The organism is Streptomyces sp. Root1310 (assembly GCF_001426425.1).
Lineage (GTDB): Bacteria > Actinomycetota > Actinomycetes > Streptomycetales > Streptomycetaceae > Streptomyces.
On the sequence record NZ_LMEQ01000034.1, the window covers coordinates 72437 to 87367 of the forward strand.

At 71.5% G+C, this 14931-nt stretch carries 13 protein-coding genes; 9 read left to right on the plus strand and 4 right to left on the minus strand.

Annotation, left to right across the window (positions count from 1 at the left end; translation table 11 throughout):
- Positions 1–61: 61 nt before the first annotated feature.
- The 7 genes from ASD48_RS38610 (at position 62) to ASD48_RS38640 (ending at position 6864) form a co-directional block, all read left to right on the plus strand.
- The gene (locus ASD48_RS38610) at positions 62–1717 is read left to right on the plus strand and encodes an ABC transporter substrate-binding protein (protein WP_057606578.1); all 1656 of its coding nucleotides are present in this window, start codon (positions 62–64) and stop codon (positions 1715–1717) included.
- Positions 1714–2664, plus strand: coding sequence for an ABC transporter permease (locus ASD48_RS38615; RefSeq protein WP_057606579.1), 951 nt, complete (start codon positions 1714–1716; stop codon positions 2662–2664). Before ASD48_RS38610 ends, ASD48_RS38615 begins: the two co-directional genes overlap by 4 nt.
- Positions 2661–3536, plus strand: a complete 876-nt coding sequence (locus tag ASD48_RS38620; RefSeq protein ID WP_057606580.1) for an ABC transporter permease — start codon at positions 2661–2663, stop codon at positions 3534–3536. Before ASD48_RS38615 ends, ASD48_RS38620 begins: the two co-directional genes overlap by 4 nt.
- Positions 3533–4552: an ABC transporter ATP-binding protein gene (locus ASD48_RS38625; RefSeq protein ID WP_057606581.1), complete on the plus strand. Its 1020-nt coding sequence runs from the start codon at positions 3533–3535 to the stop codon at positions 4550–4552. The genes ASD48_RS38620 and ASD48_RS38625 overlap by 4 nt, the downstream gene beginning before the upstream one ends.
- A complete protein-coding gene (locus tag ASD48_RS38630; RefSeq protein WP_057606582.1) occupies positions 4542–5363 on the plus strand; it encodes an ATP-binding cassette domain-containing protein in 822 nt (273 codons plus the stop codon). Before ASD48_RS38625 ends, ASD48_RS38630 begins: the two co-directional genes overlap by 11 nt.
- Positions 5360–5818: a DUF3237 domain-containing protein gene (locus ASD48_RS38635; protein ID WP_057606583.1), complete on the plus strand. Its 459-nt coding sequence runs from the start codon at positions 5360–5362 to the stop codon at positions 5816–5818. Before ASD48_RS38630 ends, ASD48_RS38635 begins: the two co-directional genes overlap by 4 nt.
- A 290-nt stretch (positions 5819–6108) precedes the next feature.
- The gene (locus ASD48_RS38640; protein ID WP_057606584.1) at positions 6109–6864 is read left to right on the plus strand and encodes an alpha/beta fold hydrolase; all 756 of its coding nucleotides are present in this window, start codon (positions 6109–6111) and stop codon (positions 6862–6864) included.
- A 150-nt stretch (positions 6865–7014) separates the two neighbouring features.
- Here ASD48_RS38640 and ASD48_RS38645 read toward each other — a convergent pair whose 3' ends face one another.
- Both ASD48_RS38645 and ASD48_RS38650 read right to left on the minus strand, forming a co-directional pair.
- Positions 7015–7677 carry a class I SAM-dependent methyltransferase gene (locus ASD48_RS38645; protein WP_057606585.1) on the minus strand — a complete coding sequence of 221 codons (663 nt, stop codon included), beginning with the start codon at positions 7675–7677 and terminating at the stop codon, positions 7015–7017.
- A 277-nt stretch (positions 7678–7954) separates the two neighbouring features.
- Complete coding sequence (locus ASD48_RS38650) at positions 7955–8392, minus strand: Lrp/AsnC family transcriptional regulator (RefSeq protein ID WP_057606779.1); 438 nt, start codon at positions 8390–8392, stop codon at positions 7955–7957.
- Between the two features lie 86 nt (positions 8393–8478).
- Here ASD48_RS38650 and ASD48_RS38655 point away from each other — a divergent pair, with 86 nt between their 5' ends.
- Together ASD48_RS38655 and nadE are read left to right on the plus strand one after the other, a co-directional pair.
- The gene (locus ASD48_RS38655; RefSeq protein ID WP_057606586.1) at positions 8479–9387 is read left to right on the plus strand and encodes an SMP-30/gluconolactonase/LRE family protein; all 909 of its coding nucleotides are present in this window, start codon (positions 8479–8481) and stop codon (positions 9385–9387) included.
- An 89-nt stretch (positions 9388–9476) separates the two neighbouring features.
- Complete coding sequence (gene nadE / locus ASD48_RS38660) at positions 9477–10307, plus strand: ammonia-dependent NAD(+) synthetase (RefSeq protein WP_057606587.1); 831 nt, start codon at positions 9477–9479, stop codon at positions 10305–10307.
- 184 nt (positions 10308–10491) lie between these two features.
- On the opposite strand, the gene ASD48_RS38665 is transcribed toward nadE, so the two are convergent.
- Together ASD48_RS38665 and ASD48_RS38670 are read right to left on the minus strand one after the other, a co-directional pair.
- A complete protein-coding gene (locus ASD48_RS38665) occupies positions 10492–11412 on the minus strand; it encodes an amidohydrolase family protein (protein WP_057606588.1) in 921 nt (306 codons plus the stop codon).
- Between the two features lie 228 nt (positions 11413–11640).
- Complete coding sequence (locus ASD48_RS38670; RefSeq protein ID WP_057606589.1) at positions 11641–14850, minus strand: glycoside hydrolase N-terminal domain-containing protein; 3210 nt, start codon at positions 14848–14850, stop codon at positions 11641–11643.
- Between the last annotated feature and the right edge of the window lie 81 nt (positions 14851–14931).

Genomic DNA, 14931 nt, shown 5'->3' on the forward strand with positions numbered 1-14931 from the left:
CCCGCACTCCCCCACGCCGAAGATCCGTCACCCGGCCCACCGTCGCCTCAGGAGCACCACCATGCACGCTCCCAGAACCGCCCTCGCCGTCACCGCCCTGTCCACCCTCCTCACGCTCTCCGCCTGTTCGTCGGGCGGAGGCGGCACGTCGTCCTCGCCCCAGAGCCTCGAACTGACCAGCACCACGCCCGCCGCGTCCGGCGCCCTGGACCAGGTCACCTGGAACCTGCCCCTGGGCGAGCCCACGACCCTCGACCCGGCCAAGGTCGGCGACTACTCCCCCAGCACCGTGGTCTCCAACCTCTGCGACCCGCTGCTGCGGCTGAAGGCCGACTACTCCGTCGCCCCCGGTCTGGCCACCTCGTGGAAGCGCCCGGACCCGAAGACGCTCGTGCTGGAACTGCGTGACGACGTCACCTTCTGGAACGGCCACCCCATGACCGCGAAGGACGTCGTGGCCAGCCTCGAACGGCAGCGCGACCCCGCCACCCAGAGCGTCAACACCCAGGTCCTGGCCACCGTCAGCACCATCACCGCGACCGGCGACCACCAGGTCACGGTCCGCTTCAAGACCCCCGACGAGCTGTTCCTCAAGTACCTCGTCAACGGCTTCGGAGCGGTCAGCGAGGCCGCGTACCTGAAGAAGGCCGGCGCCGCCTACGGGACCGCCAAGGGCGGCCTGATGTGCACCGGGCCCTTCGAACTGAAGAGCTGGAAGTCCGGCGAGTCCCTCACCGCCGTCCGCAACGACGGCTACTGGGACACCGCCCTCAGGCCCAAGGCCGCCGAGCTGACCTTCAGGTTCATCACCGACGCGAGCACCCTCACCAGCGCCCTGCTGTCGGGCCAGATCGACGGCAGCTACGAGATCCCCTCCACCGTCGCCAAGGCCCTGCGTTCCTCCGACGCCGGGACCCTCTACTACGGGCCCTCCGCGCAGACCGTGTTCGTCGCCCCCACCGGCCCGGACTCGCCCCTCGCCGACCCGCGGATCACCCAGGCGCTCTCCCTCGTGCTCGACCGGGACGCCCTGGTGCGCAACGTCTTCGACGGCGCCGCCCGCAAGGAGAAGACGTTCATCCCGTCCCTCGTGTGGAAGACCGGCGAGGCCTCCGAGGTCTACGCCAAGGGCTACGCCGCCCTGCCCGCCGTCCCGGACACCGATGCCGCCCGCGCCGAGAAGCTCGTCGCGCAGGCCGCCCCGAAGAAGCGCACCGTCACGATCGCCATGGGGGCAGGCGACCAGCAGTCGCTGCAGACCCTCACCTTCCTCCAGGCGGGCGCGAAGAAGATCGGGCTGAGCATCGTCATCAAGCAGCTGCAACCCACGCAGATGTCCGGCCTCTTCTACGACGCCTCCCTGCGCGAGGGCCTCGACGCCACCATGGCCCTCGGCTACGTCGAGATCCCCGACCCGCTGTCCTACGCCGAGATGTTCACCTCGCCCGCCTCCCCCATGAACTGGACGCGCTACGACAACGCCGAGGTGACCTCGCTGCTGACCCAGGCCCGCGCCGCGCTGGACCCGGCGAAGTCCGCCGAGCTGTTCACCCGGGCCCAGGCCCTGTACACCCAGGACCTGGCCATCGTGCCGATCGCCGTCCCCTACGAGCGCCTGTTCCTCAACAAGCGCCTCAGCGGCGCCCCCGCGTCCTTCGCCTACATCAACATGCCCTGGGCGGCCCAGCTCGGCGGCACGGGCGAGGGCACGTCATGATCGGACGCTTCGTCGCCCGTCGCGCGACCATGCTCGTGGTGACCGCGCTCGTCGCGAGCGTCGCCGTCTACGGCGCCCTGTTCATCGCCCCCGGCGATCCCGCCACGCTCCTCATCGGCGGCGGAAAGCCGCCCAGCCCCCGGCTGCTCGCCGAGATCCACCGCCAGTACCACCTCGACGACCCGTTCCTCCAGGGCTACTGGCGCTGGCTGAGCGCAATGCTGCACGGCGACGCCGGTCAGTCCCTCACCTACAAGGACTCCGTCACCCACCTGGTGACCGAACGCGTCGGCAACACCGCCTTCCTGGTGGCGTACGCGGCCGTCCTCATCATCGTGCCCGGCGTCACCCTGGGCACGGTCGCGGCCCTGCGCGGCGGCTTCGGCGACACCCTGGTCACGGTCGTCACCACCGCCCTCATGGCGGTGCCCACGTTCGTCATGTCGGTGGTGCTCATCTGGTGGCTGTCCGTCCAGTGGGAGTGGCTCCCCGCCTACGGCGCGGGCGACGGATTCACCGGGCGCCTCGAACACCTCACCCTGCCCGCGCTCGCGCTGGCCACCGCCTGGGTGGCCTACGTCGCTCAGGTGACCCGGTCGGCGGTGCGCGCCGAACTGGCCTCGGAGCACGTCGAGACGGCGCGGGCCCGGGGCGTCCCCGAGCGCTTCGTCGTGCGCAAGCACGTCCTGCGCAACGCCGCCGGACCGCTGTTCTCCGTCTCCGGCGTGGCCGTCGCCGGACTGATCGCCGGCTGCTCCATCGTCGAGCAGGCCTTCGGGATCAACGGCATCGGCGCCCTGCTCGTGCAGAGCGCCGCCAAGCAGGACCTGGCCGTCGTCCAGGCCCTCGCCCTGATCACCGTGGTGGTCTTCGTCGTGGTCAACACCCTGGTCGACGTGGTCACGGCCGCGCTCGACCACCGGGTCTCCCTGGAGGGCGCCGCATGACCACGTATCAGCTCGCCGCACTCGGACGGGGCGGCGCCCGGTGGTCGAGGCTGCGTCGGCTGACCCGCGGGCGCGGGGTGCTCCTCGTGGCGTGCGCCGTCGTCGCCCTGGCCGTCCTCGCCGCCCTGTTCGCACCCCTGCTGGCCCCCTACGATCCGGACGCCGTGAATCCGGCCGCTGTCTACCAGGGCAGCTCCGCCGCGCACTGGCTCGGCACCGACGACACCGGACGGGACATCCTGTCCCGGCTGCTGTACGGCGCCCGCCCCAGCCTGCTGGCCCCGGCCGCCGTCACCCTGACCGCCGGACTCGGCGGCACGCTCCTGGCGGTGAGCGCCGCCTGGCTCGGCGGCTGGTACGACCGGCTGGTGTCCGCCCTGCTGGACATCGTCTTCGGGTTCCCCGGTCTGGTGCTCGCCGTGGTGGCCGCCGCCGTCTTCGGCGCGGGCCTGCGGGTGGCGGTCGTGACCCTGTCCCTCGCCTACCTCCCCTACGTCGGACGGGTCGTGCGCAGCGCCGCGCTGCGCGAGCGGAACCTGCCCTACGTGTCGGCGCTGCGCATGCTCGGCATGTCCGGGCGGCGGATCTGCCTGCGCCACCTGACGCCCAATCTGCTGCCCCTGGTGCTGGTGCAGGTGGCGACCTCCTTCGGCTACGCCCTGCTCGACGTCGCCGCGTTCTCGTTCATCGGACTCGGCGCCCAGCCGCCGACCGCCGAATGGGGGCTGATGGTGGCGAACGGCTCCACCGGGATCCTGGCCGGGCGCGCCGAGCAGTCGCTGTACGCGGGCACGGTGATCGTCGTCTTCGTGATCGCGTGCGGCCTCCTCGGCGGCGGCCTGTCCCGACAGCTCCTGGGAGACGACCGATGACCGGTTCCCCGCCCCTGCTCGTCGTCGACGATCTGCGCGTCGACCTGCCGACCCGGGACGGCATGCGCCGGGTGATCCACCGGGCCGACCTGACCGTGCCCGCCGGAACGGCCGTCGCCCTGGTGGGCGAGTCGGGATCCGGCAAGTCGATGACCGCCCGAGCGGTGCTGCGGCTGCTGCCCGCACGGGCCCGCACCACCGGGTCGATCCGCTTCGACGGCGCCGAGGTCACCACGCTGGGCGCGGCGGGCCTGCGCCGGCTGCGCGCCCACGACGTGGCGATGGTCTTCCAGGATCCGCGGGCGCACATCAATCCGGTGCGTACGGTCGGTGACTTCCTCACGGAGGCACTGGTCACCACCCGGGGGGTGCGGCCCCGAGCGGCCGAGGCCAAGGTGACCGCCCTCCTGCGCGAGGTGGGCATCGCGGACGCTTCCCGCAGGATGCGCCAGCGGCCCCCGGAGCTCTCCGGCGGTCTGCTGCAACGCGTGATGATCACCGCGGCGCTGGCGGGTGAACCCCGCCTGCTGATCGCCGACGAGCCCACCACCGCGCTGGACGTCACCACCCAGGCCGAGGTCATGGCGATCATCGACGAGGCACGGGCCGAGCGCGGCCTGGCCATGCTCTTCATCACCCACGACCTGGCGCTCGCCGCGGCGGTCTGCGACCGGATCGCCGTCATGTACGCGGGCGGCGTGGTGGAAGAGCTGCCCGCCCGGCACCTGCACGAGCGGGCCGGTCATCACTACACCCGGGCGCTGCTCGCCTCACGGCCCGACCCGGCGGCCACCGCCGAGCCGCTGCGGGCCGTCCCCGGCCGCCCGCTGTCCGCCTTCGAGACCGGCCCGGGCTGCGCCTTCGCCCCGCGCTGCGCGCACGCCCAGGATGTCTGCCACAGCGAACGACCGTCGCTGTCGCCGGCCGGGGAGGGCCTGGCCGCGTGCCACTTCCCGGCCGCCGACGACCGCGTGACACCGCACCCCGGCGCGAGGAGCACCCCCCATGGCCGATGAACCGACCTCCTCTCCCGCGCTCCGGGTCACCGGCCTGCGCAAGAGCTTCGGGGACTTCGTGGCCGTCGACGGCGTCGACCTGGAGATCGTGCCGGGCGGGTCCCTGGCCGTCGTCGGCGAGTCGGGGTCGGGCAAGACCACCACCGCGCGGATGATCGTCGGCCTGGAGGAGCCCACCGCCGGCACGGTGCTCCTCGGCGGCCGGTCCCATCCGGGCCGCCGGGCCTCCACCGCCGAGCGCAGACGCTTCGCCCGGGAGGTGCAGATGGTCTTCCAGGACCCGTACGCGTCGCTCGACCGCAGGCAGAAGGTGGGCGACAGCCTGGCCGAGATCCTCGCCCTCCACACGGACCTGCGTGGCGCGCCCCTGGCGGAACGCGTGGCCGAACTGCTCGACCAGGTGGGGCTCGACGAACGCCAGGGGGCCGCGCTGCCCCGCGCGCTCTCCGGCGGCCAGCGCCAACGGGTCGCCATCGCCCGCGCGTTGGCCGTCCGGCCGCGCCTCCTCGTCCTCGACGAGGCGGTCGCCGCACTCGACGTCTCCGTACAGGCCCAGATCCTCACCCTCCTCACCGACATCCGCCGACGCACGGAAGTGGCCTACCTGTTCATCACCCACGATCTCGGCATCGTCCGGCACGTCTGCGACGACGTACTGGTCATGCACCGCGGCCGCGTCGTCGAACGCGGCCCCGCCGAGACGGTCCTGACCACCCCCGAAGACCCCTACACCCGTCGGCTGCGGGACTCCGTGCCCCGCCGGGGCTGGAAGCCGACCCGCCGCACCGCACAGAACGGAAGCCAGACATGACCGTGACACCTTCCCTGACGTACGCCTTCGAGATCCGCGCGGAAGTCGCCCCCAGCCTGCACATCGGCCACGGCGACGGCGAGCGCACCGAGTTCACCCCCATCACCGGCGGAACGGTCCACGGCCCACGGCTCGAGGGCACCGTCCTGGCCGGCGGGGGCGACTGGTCCAACACCCGTGGCACCGTCTGCGAACTCGAGGCCCGCTACCTCCTGCGGGCCGACGACGGCGCCGTGATCGACATCGTCAACCGCGGCTACTACCACGAGGGCGCCGACAGCCCCGACCTGTACGACGGGACCCTCCGGCTCGCCAAGGCCGGCACGTACTTCCGCACCGCCCCCGTCTTCCGCACAGACGCCCCGCAGCACCGCTGGCTCGCCCGAACGGTCTTCGTGGGACTCGCCCGGGAGGAGGACGGACACATCGTGATCCGCTGCTACACGGTGGACTGAACGACGTCGCCACGAGGGCGGCGGGAGACGGGCGCCGGGGCGGCACCCACCGCCGGGCCCGGCGGCCGGGGGCGGACGGCAGGCGTGCCCTCGGGCCGGGCCGGACCGCGGACGCGACGTCACCCGCCCCGGTGGGAAGCCGCCCGACCGGCTGCCGACCAGCACGAAGTGCTCGGGATCCGGGACGCCCGGCGGCACCGCGCACGCCGGTGATTTCACCGATTGCTGCGTCGCCGGGCGCCACGACGCTGGTCAGGTCCAGCCACCCGCATCCTCGTCAGGAGGGCTCCATGCGTCGTCATGCCCCGCGCCGGTTCCTCGGTGTTCTCGCGACCGCCACCCTCGCGTTCACGCTGTTCTCCGCAGCGCCGACGGCCGGCGCCACCCCCACGGCCGGCCCGGCCGCGTCGGTCGCCTCCACCGCCCGGTCGGCCGACGCGGCCGCCCAGCCGCTGTCGACGAGCACACCGGTCGTCTTCGTCCACGGCTACACCGGCAGCGCCTCCAACTGGACCACCGCCATGAGCGTCTTCCGGCTCAACGGCTGGTCCAGCTCCAACCTGTTCGCCTACGAGTACAACTCCTACGGCAACAACATCACCAACGCCCAGGGGCTCGCGACCTTCGTCAACACCGTGAAGGCGCGGACCGGGGCGAGCAAGGTCGCCATCGTCAACCACTCGATGGGCGGCCTCGTCAGTCAGTACTACCTGAAGGTCCTGGGCGGCAACACCAGCGTCAGCCACCTCGCCTCGATCGCCGGGGCGAACCACGGAACCACCTACGCCGGGGCCTGCCTCATCTACACGACCTGTCAGCAGATGTACCCGGGCTCGTCGTTCATCGCCCAGATCAGCGCGGGTGACGAAACGCCGGGCACCACCGAGTACGCCACCTGGTACTCGGCGTGCGACGGCGTCATCATCCCGTACACCAGCACCCGGCTGGACGGCGCGACGAACAACAACGTGCTCTGCCAGACCCACATCGGCTACCTGACGGACACGGTCGTACTCGGCCAGATCGCGGACTTCATCGCCTCCTGACCCACCGCGCGAGCAGCCCTGGGGTCGACCGGCGCCCAGCCCGGCCACCCCGTTGCCGACCCCGCCCCGTTCCCGGCAGCGCGACCGCCGGGAACGGGGCGCACGGCATGGGGCGCTCGCCCGGCCCGGGGTCGTCAGGTCATGTGTGCGTCAGACAGCGTCCGTCCGGGCCTTGCGGGCGAGCAGGTGAATCTCCCGGAACTGCCGCCGGTCGGTGGGCTGAGGTTCGCGAACCATCCGCGCCACCTCGGCCAGCCCGGACGTGCGCAGCATCGCGGCGAGGTGATCGGGCCACCACCGATAGGCCGGCGCGACGGTGTGATCGAAGACCTGCGTGGGGTGAGACGGACCGTCGGTGGCCGAGAAGCCGACCAGAAGGTGGCCGCCGGGTGCCAGCACACGATGGAACTCAGCCAGGACGACGGGGAGTTCCCGCGGCGGGGTGTGGATGATGGACCACCGTGAGAGCACGCCGCCCAACGCACCGTCGGCGATGTCCAGCGCGGCCATCGAGCCCACGTCGAACCGCAGCCGCGGATGAGCCTGTCGAGCCAACTCGATCATCGCCGTAGAGGCATCGACACCGAACACGGACAGCCCCGACTCATCGAGATGGGCGGTGACATGACCAGGTCCACAGCCCAGGTCCGCGACCTCACCGTCCCCATCCGCATGGACGGCTTCGGCGAAGACACCCAGGATCGCGCGGTCCAGGGGACTGTCACGCAGCGAGTCTCGGAACATCTGCGCATAGGTGAGGGCAACAGCGTCGTATCCCTGGCGGGTGACGCTGAGGGCACTGTGTTCGACCATGCACGTGACAGTAGTTCCCGAGCCCGGCCCGGGCCGGGAGAATCACGATCTCGGCGGCGGCGCCCGAGGGGCGGACCGGACGCCGCCGCTCACCTTCAGGCCGGTGAGGTGACCGCCCGGCAGAGCGCGACCGCACCGTGGGCGACGTCCCCGGAGTCGCGACCCGCTCCCGTGCGGCCGAGGCCCGTCACGCCCCCGGTCCGTTCGGCCCCTGCGCGCGCCGTGGAGGCCGCTCGGCGAGCCGGACGCACAGGAACACCGCGGGTGCGCACCGCGCCTACCCGGCGTCCAGTGGCCGTTCGAAGAACGTTTCCAGGACGACGGTCGCCTGGGTGCCGCTGACCCCGTCGATCGCGTACAGACGGCGCAGTACGTCCTGGAGCTGTTCCGTGCTCGCCGTGCGCACCTTCACCAGGACGGCCGCGCTGCCCGCGATGACGTGGGCCTCCTGGATCTCCGGTACGTCGGCGAAGTCCTCGGCGCGGTCGCCCATCCAGGCCGTCGAGTCGACGAGTACGAAGGCGAGGACCCCGCGGTCGAGGGCCGCAGGGTCCACGTCGATCGTGGTGGCCCTGATGACCCCGTGCTCCCGCAGCCTGCGCACTCGCTCGTGGGCGGCACCCGCCGACAGACCGACCCCCCTGCCCAACTCGGCATAGGACCGGGTCGCGTCCTTCTGGAGCAGGGCGATCAAGCCGCGGTCGATGTCATCTATCGGCTTCATGCTCTGACCATATCCTGTTCGGTGATCTACGTGTTACGTTGAATCAGATCCTGATCAGCGCATGCGAAGGGACGCCGATGCCCGCCGATGGCCTGTACGAGATCCTGGACGACCGCTTCCGTACCGGACGCTGCACGAACGGCGACGGGAGGCTGGAGGTGCTGCACGACAACTGCCGCTGGGCGGAGGGTCCGCTGTACGTGCCCGCCTGGCGCCAGTTGATCTGGAGCGACATCCCGAACGACCGCATCCTGCGCTGGGACGAGGCCACCGGGACGGTCGGCGTCTTCCGCGACCCGGCCGGACACAGCAACGGCAACACCCTCGACCGGCAGGGCCGCCTGGTCAGCTGCGAGCAGGGCAACCGCCGGGTCACCCGCACCGAGCCGAACGGCACGGTGACCGTCCTGGCCGAGCGTTTCGAGGGCAAGCGGCTCAACAGCCCCAACGACTCCGTCGTGCGGTCCGACGGCACGCTCTGGTTCTCCGACCCGGACTTCGGCATCACCAGCGACTACGAGGGTCATCGGGCCGAGTCCGAGATCGGCGCCTGTAACGTCTACCGGGTCGACCCGGTGACCGGCCGGGTGCACCTCGCCGCCGACGGCTTCGACGGACCCAACGGCGTCATCCTGTCACCGGACGAGAAGCGGCTGTACGTCTCCGACTCACGCGGCGCCCGTATCTTCACGTTCGACGTCCACGCCGACGGCACGCTCTCCGGGCAGGAGGTCTTCGCCGAAGCGCGGACTGGCGTCCACTTCGACAACATCCGCCTGGACGACGAGGGCCGCCTGTGGGCCGCGGCCCTGGAGGACGGCGTCCACTGCTACGACCCCGACGGCACCCTCATCGGACGGCTCCGGGTGCCGGAACCGGTCTCCAACATCACCTTCGGCGGGCCGAAGAACAACCGCATGTTCATCACCGCCACCACCTCGCTGTACTCGCTGGTGATGTCGGTGACGGGAGCGCCCCGCGTCTAGCGCGCATGTCCGACACCGATCCACCGGCGATCCTCCCGTCCTCAGGTGGCGGGGCGCCCGCACCACGTGAACCGGAACCAGGAGCAGATGTGAACGACCCGGCCTTCCTCACCCTTCAGCAGGAGATCGCCCGGGAACTCGAGGTCGCCGAGACCTTCGAGGCCGGGGCGGAGATCGAGCGGCGGGTGGCCTTCCTCGCGGAGCGGCTGACCTCCACGGGTCTGTCCTCCCTCGTGCTGGGCATCAGCGGCGGCGTGGACTCCACCACCGCCGGCCGCCTGTGCCAGCTCGCGGTCCAGCGAGCCCGCGAGACCGGGCACGAGGCGCGGTTCTACGCGATGCGGCTGCCCTACGGCGTCCAGGCCGACGAGCACCATGCCCAGCTCGCGCTCTCCTTCATCCGGCCCGATCACGTACTGACCGTGGACATCAAGCCCGCGAGTGACGCCGCGCTCGACGCCGTGCTGGCCGCCGAGGTGAGCTTCCGCGACGTCTACCACCAGGACTTCGTGCTCGGCAACATCAAGGCCCGGCAGCGCATGATCGCCCAGTACGCCGTGGCCGGCGGCCACCACGGACTGGTCGTCGGCACGGACCACGCCGCCGAGGCGGTCTCCGGCTTCTTCACCAAGTTCGGTGACGGCGCGGCGGACCTCGTCCCGCTGTCCGGCCTGACCAAACGCCGGGTGCGAGCCGTGGCGGACGCGCTGGGGGCACCGGCCGAGCTGGTGCACAAGGTCCCCACGGCCGACCTGGAGACCCTCGATCCCGGCAAGACCGACGAGGACGCGCTCGGGGTCGCCTACGACGACATCGACGACTTCCTGGAAGGCAGGCCCGTGGACGAAGGCGTCTTCAGGACGGTCGTCGACCGCTACCGGCTCACGGACCACAAGCGCCGACTGCCCATCGCCCCCTGAGACGCGAGAACGCGACGTCGTTCCGCCGCGGCCCGGCCGCCGGTCAGCCGCACCCCCAGGTGAACAGGGGCCCGCCCGTCGTCATCCGGTCGCCGCCTCATGCTCCGGTACGACGTCCCGCCCCGGCCGGACGGGTCACCGGCGGGTCACCGGCGGGATGGCGGCGGGATCCACGGCCTGGCTCTCACAGGCCGAACAGCTCAGCCGCGTTGTCGTGGCACACCCCCCGCAGCCACTCGTCCCCGAGGCCGAGCCGTTCCAGGGCGTGGAGCTGATGCACGTACGGATAGGGGATGTTGGGGAAGTCCGAGCCGAGCAGGACGCGGTCGCCGAGCCCGGCCAGCCGGGGCAGGGCCCTGGCGGGGAACGGCATCAGTTCCTCGGCGAAGTCGGTGAACGTCATCGTGGTGTCCAGCCGCACCTCCCCGTACCGTTCGGCGAGGCCGAGGAACTCCTCGTACTCGGGCATCCCCAGGTGCGCGACGACCAGTCGCAGCCGGGGGTGCCGTGCCAGCACCCGGGCGATCGGCTCGGGTCCGGTGTGCTTGCCGGGCGCGGGCCCGGAGCCGCAGTGGATCACGACGGGGATCCCGGCCTCGGCCAGCAACCCCCACGCCGGATCGAGGAGTTCGTCGGCCGGGTCGTACGCCCCCACCTGTACGTGAGCCTTGAAGACACGCGCGCCCGCCTCGACGGCCTCCCGGACGTAGGTCTCGACGCCCGGCTCCGGGTAGAGGGTGGCGGTGTGCAGACAGTCGGGCGTGCGGCGGGCGAAGTCGGCCGCCCAGCCGTTCAGCCACCGGGCCATGCCCGGCTTGTGCGGGTAGAGCATCGCGGTGAAGGCCAGTACGCCGAACTCCCTGAGCAGGGTCGTCCGTTCCGTCTCCTCGTGCCGGTAGGTGATCGGCCATTCGAGCCCGCCGGTCTGCGGTCCGAGCGCGTCGAAGTACGCCCAGACCTTGCGCAGGACCCGCTCGGGCATGAAGTGCGTGTGGACGTCGACGAGACCGGGAAGACCGAGCCGGCCCCAGAAACCGCGCACCTCCCCGGCCTCCTCCCCCACGGGGAGGGACTCGGCGGTGCCGGCAGGGTCGACGGGTTCCATGCGGTGATCATCCATGGCGCCCACGATCGGCCCGGGTGAGGTGGCGGGTCCACTCCTGCGCGCGGTGAATCGATGAGGGATCCGTCACCCGGCCCACCGTCGATAGGGGCCGGGGCGGCACCAGCCGTCGGCGGCCGGGGGACGATGACCGGTCCTGCCGACGCCCGTGCCGCCGCGCTCGCCGCTCAGCGCTCCGGGCGGAGCCGGCCGTCGGGCCGGGCGCCGCCGTCAGGGCTTGGCCGGCTTCACCCTCCTGTCGACGCCGTTCACCCGGACCGTGACGTCCTTCCGGTTCCGCGCCCGGTCGGCCACGATCTTGTAGGACGTCACCTTTCCGTTCCGCCACTCACAGCTGACCTCGTAGCCACCCCGGGCACGGAGCCCGGTGAAGGATCCCTCGGCCTTCCAGCCGTCCGGCAGGGCGGGCAGCAGGTCGATGACTCCGCCATGGCTCTGCAGGAGCATCTCCGCCACGGCGCCCGAGATGCCGAAGTTGCCGTCCATCTGGAAGGGCGGATGGTTGCAGAACAGGTTGGGCAGCGTGTTGTACGTGAGCAGTCCGCGCAGCATGACCTGGGCGCGCCGGCCGTCGCGGAGGCGGGCGAAGAGGGCCGCGCGCCAGGGCCAGGTCCATGAGCGGCGGCTGTCGCCCGAGACCGTCGCGGCGGTGAACGGGACGCCTTCCTTCTCCCCGCACCGCGCCTTGAGGGAGACGAGGGCCGCGGCGGCGAGGTCGGGCGTCTTCGGGGTGATCTGGCGGCCCGGGTAGACCGCGAAGAGGTGCGAGGTGTGGCGGTGGATGTCGTCGGGGCTGTCGATGTCCTCCTGCCACTCCTGGAGCTGGCCCCACCGGCCGATCCTGTTCGGCGCGAGGCGGGCCTGCAGGTCCGCGACCCTGGCCCGGTAGGCGGGGTCCACCCCGAGTGCCGCCTCGCAGTCGAGGTAGTTCTGGAACAGGTCCCAGATGATCTGCTGGTCGTACATGACGCCGTCCTCGCGGGGCCCGTGTTCCGGGGACCAGCCGTTCGGCGCGACGAGGAGTCCGTCTTCACGCTCCTTGAGATGGTCCTCCCAGAACTCGCAGATCTCCTTGATCATCGGGTAGGCGACGGTACGCAGATAGGCCGGGTCCTGGGTGAACGCCCAGTGCTCGTAGAGGTGCTGGGCGTACCAGGCACTCGCGACGGTGTTCCACTCCCACGAGTTGCCGCCGAAGACGCTCTGGCTGGTGCGGGCGGTCCAGCCGCGGGTGTCCTGGCCGAAGGCGTTGCGGGTCGCCACGCGGCTCGGTACCGCCACCTGTTCGATGAACCCGACGAGCGCCTCGTGACACTCCGGCAGGTTCGTCGTCTCGGCTCCCCAGTAGTTCATCTGCACATTGATGTTGGTGTGGTAGTCGGAGGCCCAGGCCGGCTGGTTCTGGTCGTTCCACAGGCCCTGGAGGTTGGCGGGCAGGCCCTTCGGGCGGGAGGAGCTGATCAGCAGGTACCGGCCGTAGTCGAACATCGCCTGTTCGAGTGTCGGGTCCTCGCCGCCCGCCGCGTAACGCGCCAGCCGGGCGTCGGTGGGGAGCGCGACGACGGCGTCCGGGGACGCGCCCCAGGCGACCGAGGCACGGTTCATGAGGGCACGCGTCTCGGCGACGTGCTGGGCGCGCAGCTTGTCGTAGGGCCGGGCGACCGCCTTGGCGAGCGCCCTGGCGATGACCGGTTCCGGGTCGGCTCCGCGCCATCCGGCGGCGGCGTCGAGCTTGTAGTCGGTGCGGGCGTCGAGGAACAGGGTCAGGCTCGTGCAGCCGCTGAACCTCAGCACCGCCCCGTCGGCGCCGAGGTCGCCGTCGGTGTGCACGGCCCGGACGGTGCAGGCGTGCTTGAGCCCGTTGCCCATGACGCCGCCGAAGCCGATCCGCCCGGCGGCGGCGTCGACGGTCGTCGGGGCCTGGTCCTGCGCGGACGTCAGCGAGATCGCTCCGGAGAGTCCCCCGGCGCGTTCCGCCGTGTACCGGAAGACCATGACGTCCGCGGACCGGCCGGCGAAGGCCTCCCGCAGGACACGCTGTCCGGGCGCGCCGAAGCGGGTGACGTGGAGGCCCTCGGCGAAGTCGAGGGTGCGCCGGTAGTCGACGATCACGCGCCGGGCGCGGGTGTCGAAGTCCTTGCCCTCCAGCGCGATCTCCGCGAGCCGGCAGCCGGTGGCGGACCCGCCGGGGGTCAGGGTGAGGCGGTAGACGCGGTAGGCCGTTCTGTTGGTGAGCGGGAAGGTCCGGCTCTCGCCGCGGCCGGCGAAGGGCGCCCCCGGGTTCCGTGTGTCGAGGGTCGTCCAGGTGGCCCCGTCCTGCGACGCCTCCAGCCTCCACTGCCGGGGGTCCTCGCGCGGGTGGTCGGGGGCGGCCGTCAGCGTGTACGAGGTGACGACGGCCGGGCGGGGCAGGTCGGCCTGCCAGGCGACGGCGGGTGCGGCGCCGTCGACCCGCCAGACGGTGGCCGGATCGCGGTCCACCGAACGTGAGATGTCCGTGCCCCGGGCTCCGGGCCGGGCACCGGATCCCTGGGAGTGTCCGGTCGGCGACGACAGGTAGACCGGGGTGTCACCGCCGAGGTCCACACCGGCCAGGCCGATCTCGCTCACCTGGAAGTGGCTGACGCCCGCCTTGGGCACGAAGTCGAACCGGTAGAAGCGATAGGCCGCGCTGTGGGCACTTGCGAATTCCCTGGTCTGGAAGCGGCTCTCGAAGGGCGCCTCCAGGGTGCGGCTGTCCAGCGTGGTCCAGGTGGCGCCGTCGGCGGAACCGGCGAACGTCCACTCCTGCGGGTCGCGCTGCGGCACGTCGTTGGCGCTCGTCAGCCGGTAGGAGGCGACCTCGACGGGGTCGGGGAGTTCGACCTGCCACCGCACCTTCGAACCCGGCCCCTCGATGCACCACTTGGTGCTCGATTCGCCGTCGTAGGTCTTTTCCACGCCCTCCGAGGGGGAGGAACTGTACGGTCCTCCCGGGGCCGTGACCATGGCCTTCGGACGGGATGCGAAGGTGACGACGAGGTCGCCGAAGTTGCGGTACGAGCCGAAGCCGGTCATGCCGGTGTCGAAATCGCTGTCCGGCTTGCCGGCGAGAGCGTTGTCGTAGTTGTTGACTCCGCCCCACAGACTCTGCTCGTTGAACTGGATGCGCTCCTCGTAGGGATCGGCGAAGAGCATGGCGCCGAGCCGGCCGTTGCCGATCGGCAGGGCCTGCGACTGCCAGTCCGCGGCGGGGACGGAGTACGTCAGCGCCTTGCGCGACAGGGCCGGCCACTGGATGCCCTCCGCCGCGTGGGCGACCGCGGCGACGGCCTGTCCGGCAGGCGTGGCCCCCGTCAACTGAGTGGCCAGAGGCGCGACGGCGAGTACGCCGCCGAACTTGAGAATGCTTCGTCGCGGCGGTGGGGGTTCATTGACCACAGTGAGATCTCCCGACCCATTCATCGGCTCTTTCTCGGACGGATTAGCGGTGGAATCGGTACCTGTCGGGGACTTGGTCAT

What these genes read in the sequence shown, in the direction of transcription:
- ASD48_RS38610 (WP_057606578.1), top strand. Translation starts at nt 62, where the DNA reads ATGCACGCTCCCAGAACCGCCCTCGCCGTCACCGCCCTGTCCACCCTC.
- ASD48_RS38615 (WP_057606579.1), top strand. Translation starts at nt 1,714, where the DNA reads ATGATCGGACGCTTCGTCGCCCGTCGCGCGACCATGCTCGTGGTGACC.
- ASD48_RS38620 (WP_057606580.1), top strand. Translation starts at nt 2,661, where the DNA reads ATGACCACGTATCAGCTCGCCGCACTCGGACGGGGCGGCGCCCGGTGG.
- ASD48_RS38625 (WP_057606581.1), top strand. Translation starts at nt 3,533, where the DNA reads ATGACCGGTTCCCCGCCCCTGCTCGTCGTCGACGATCTGCGCGTCGAC.
- ASD48_RS38630 (WP_057606582.1), top strand. Translation starts at nt 4,542, where the DNA reads ATGGCCGATGAACCGACCTCCTCTCCCGCGCTCCGGGTCACCGGCCTG.
- ASD48_RS38635 (WP_057606583.1), top strand. Translation starts at nt 5,360, where the DNA reads ATGACCGTGACACCTTCCCTGACGTACGCCTTCGAGATCCGCGCGGAA.
- ASD48_RS38640 (WP_057606584.1), top strand. Translation starts at nt 6,109, where the DNA reads ATGCGTCGTCATGCCCCGCGCCGGTTCCTCGGTGTTCTCGCGACCGCC.
- ASD48_RS38645 (WP_057606585.1), bottom strand. Translation starts at nt 7,677, where the DNA reads ATGGTCGAACACAGTGCCCTCAGCGTCACCCGCCAGGGATACGACGCT.
- ASD48_RS38655 (WP_057606586.1), top strand. Translation starts at nt 8,479, where the DNA reads ATGCCCGCCGATGGCCTGTACGAGATCCTGGACGACCGCTTCCGTACC.
- ASD48_RS38665 (WP_057606588.1), bottom strand. Translation starts at nt 11,412, where the DNA reads ATGGAACCCGTCGACCCTGCCGGCACCGCCGAGTCCCTCCCCGTGGGG.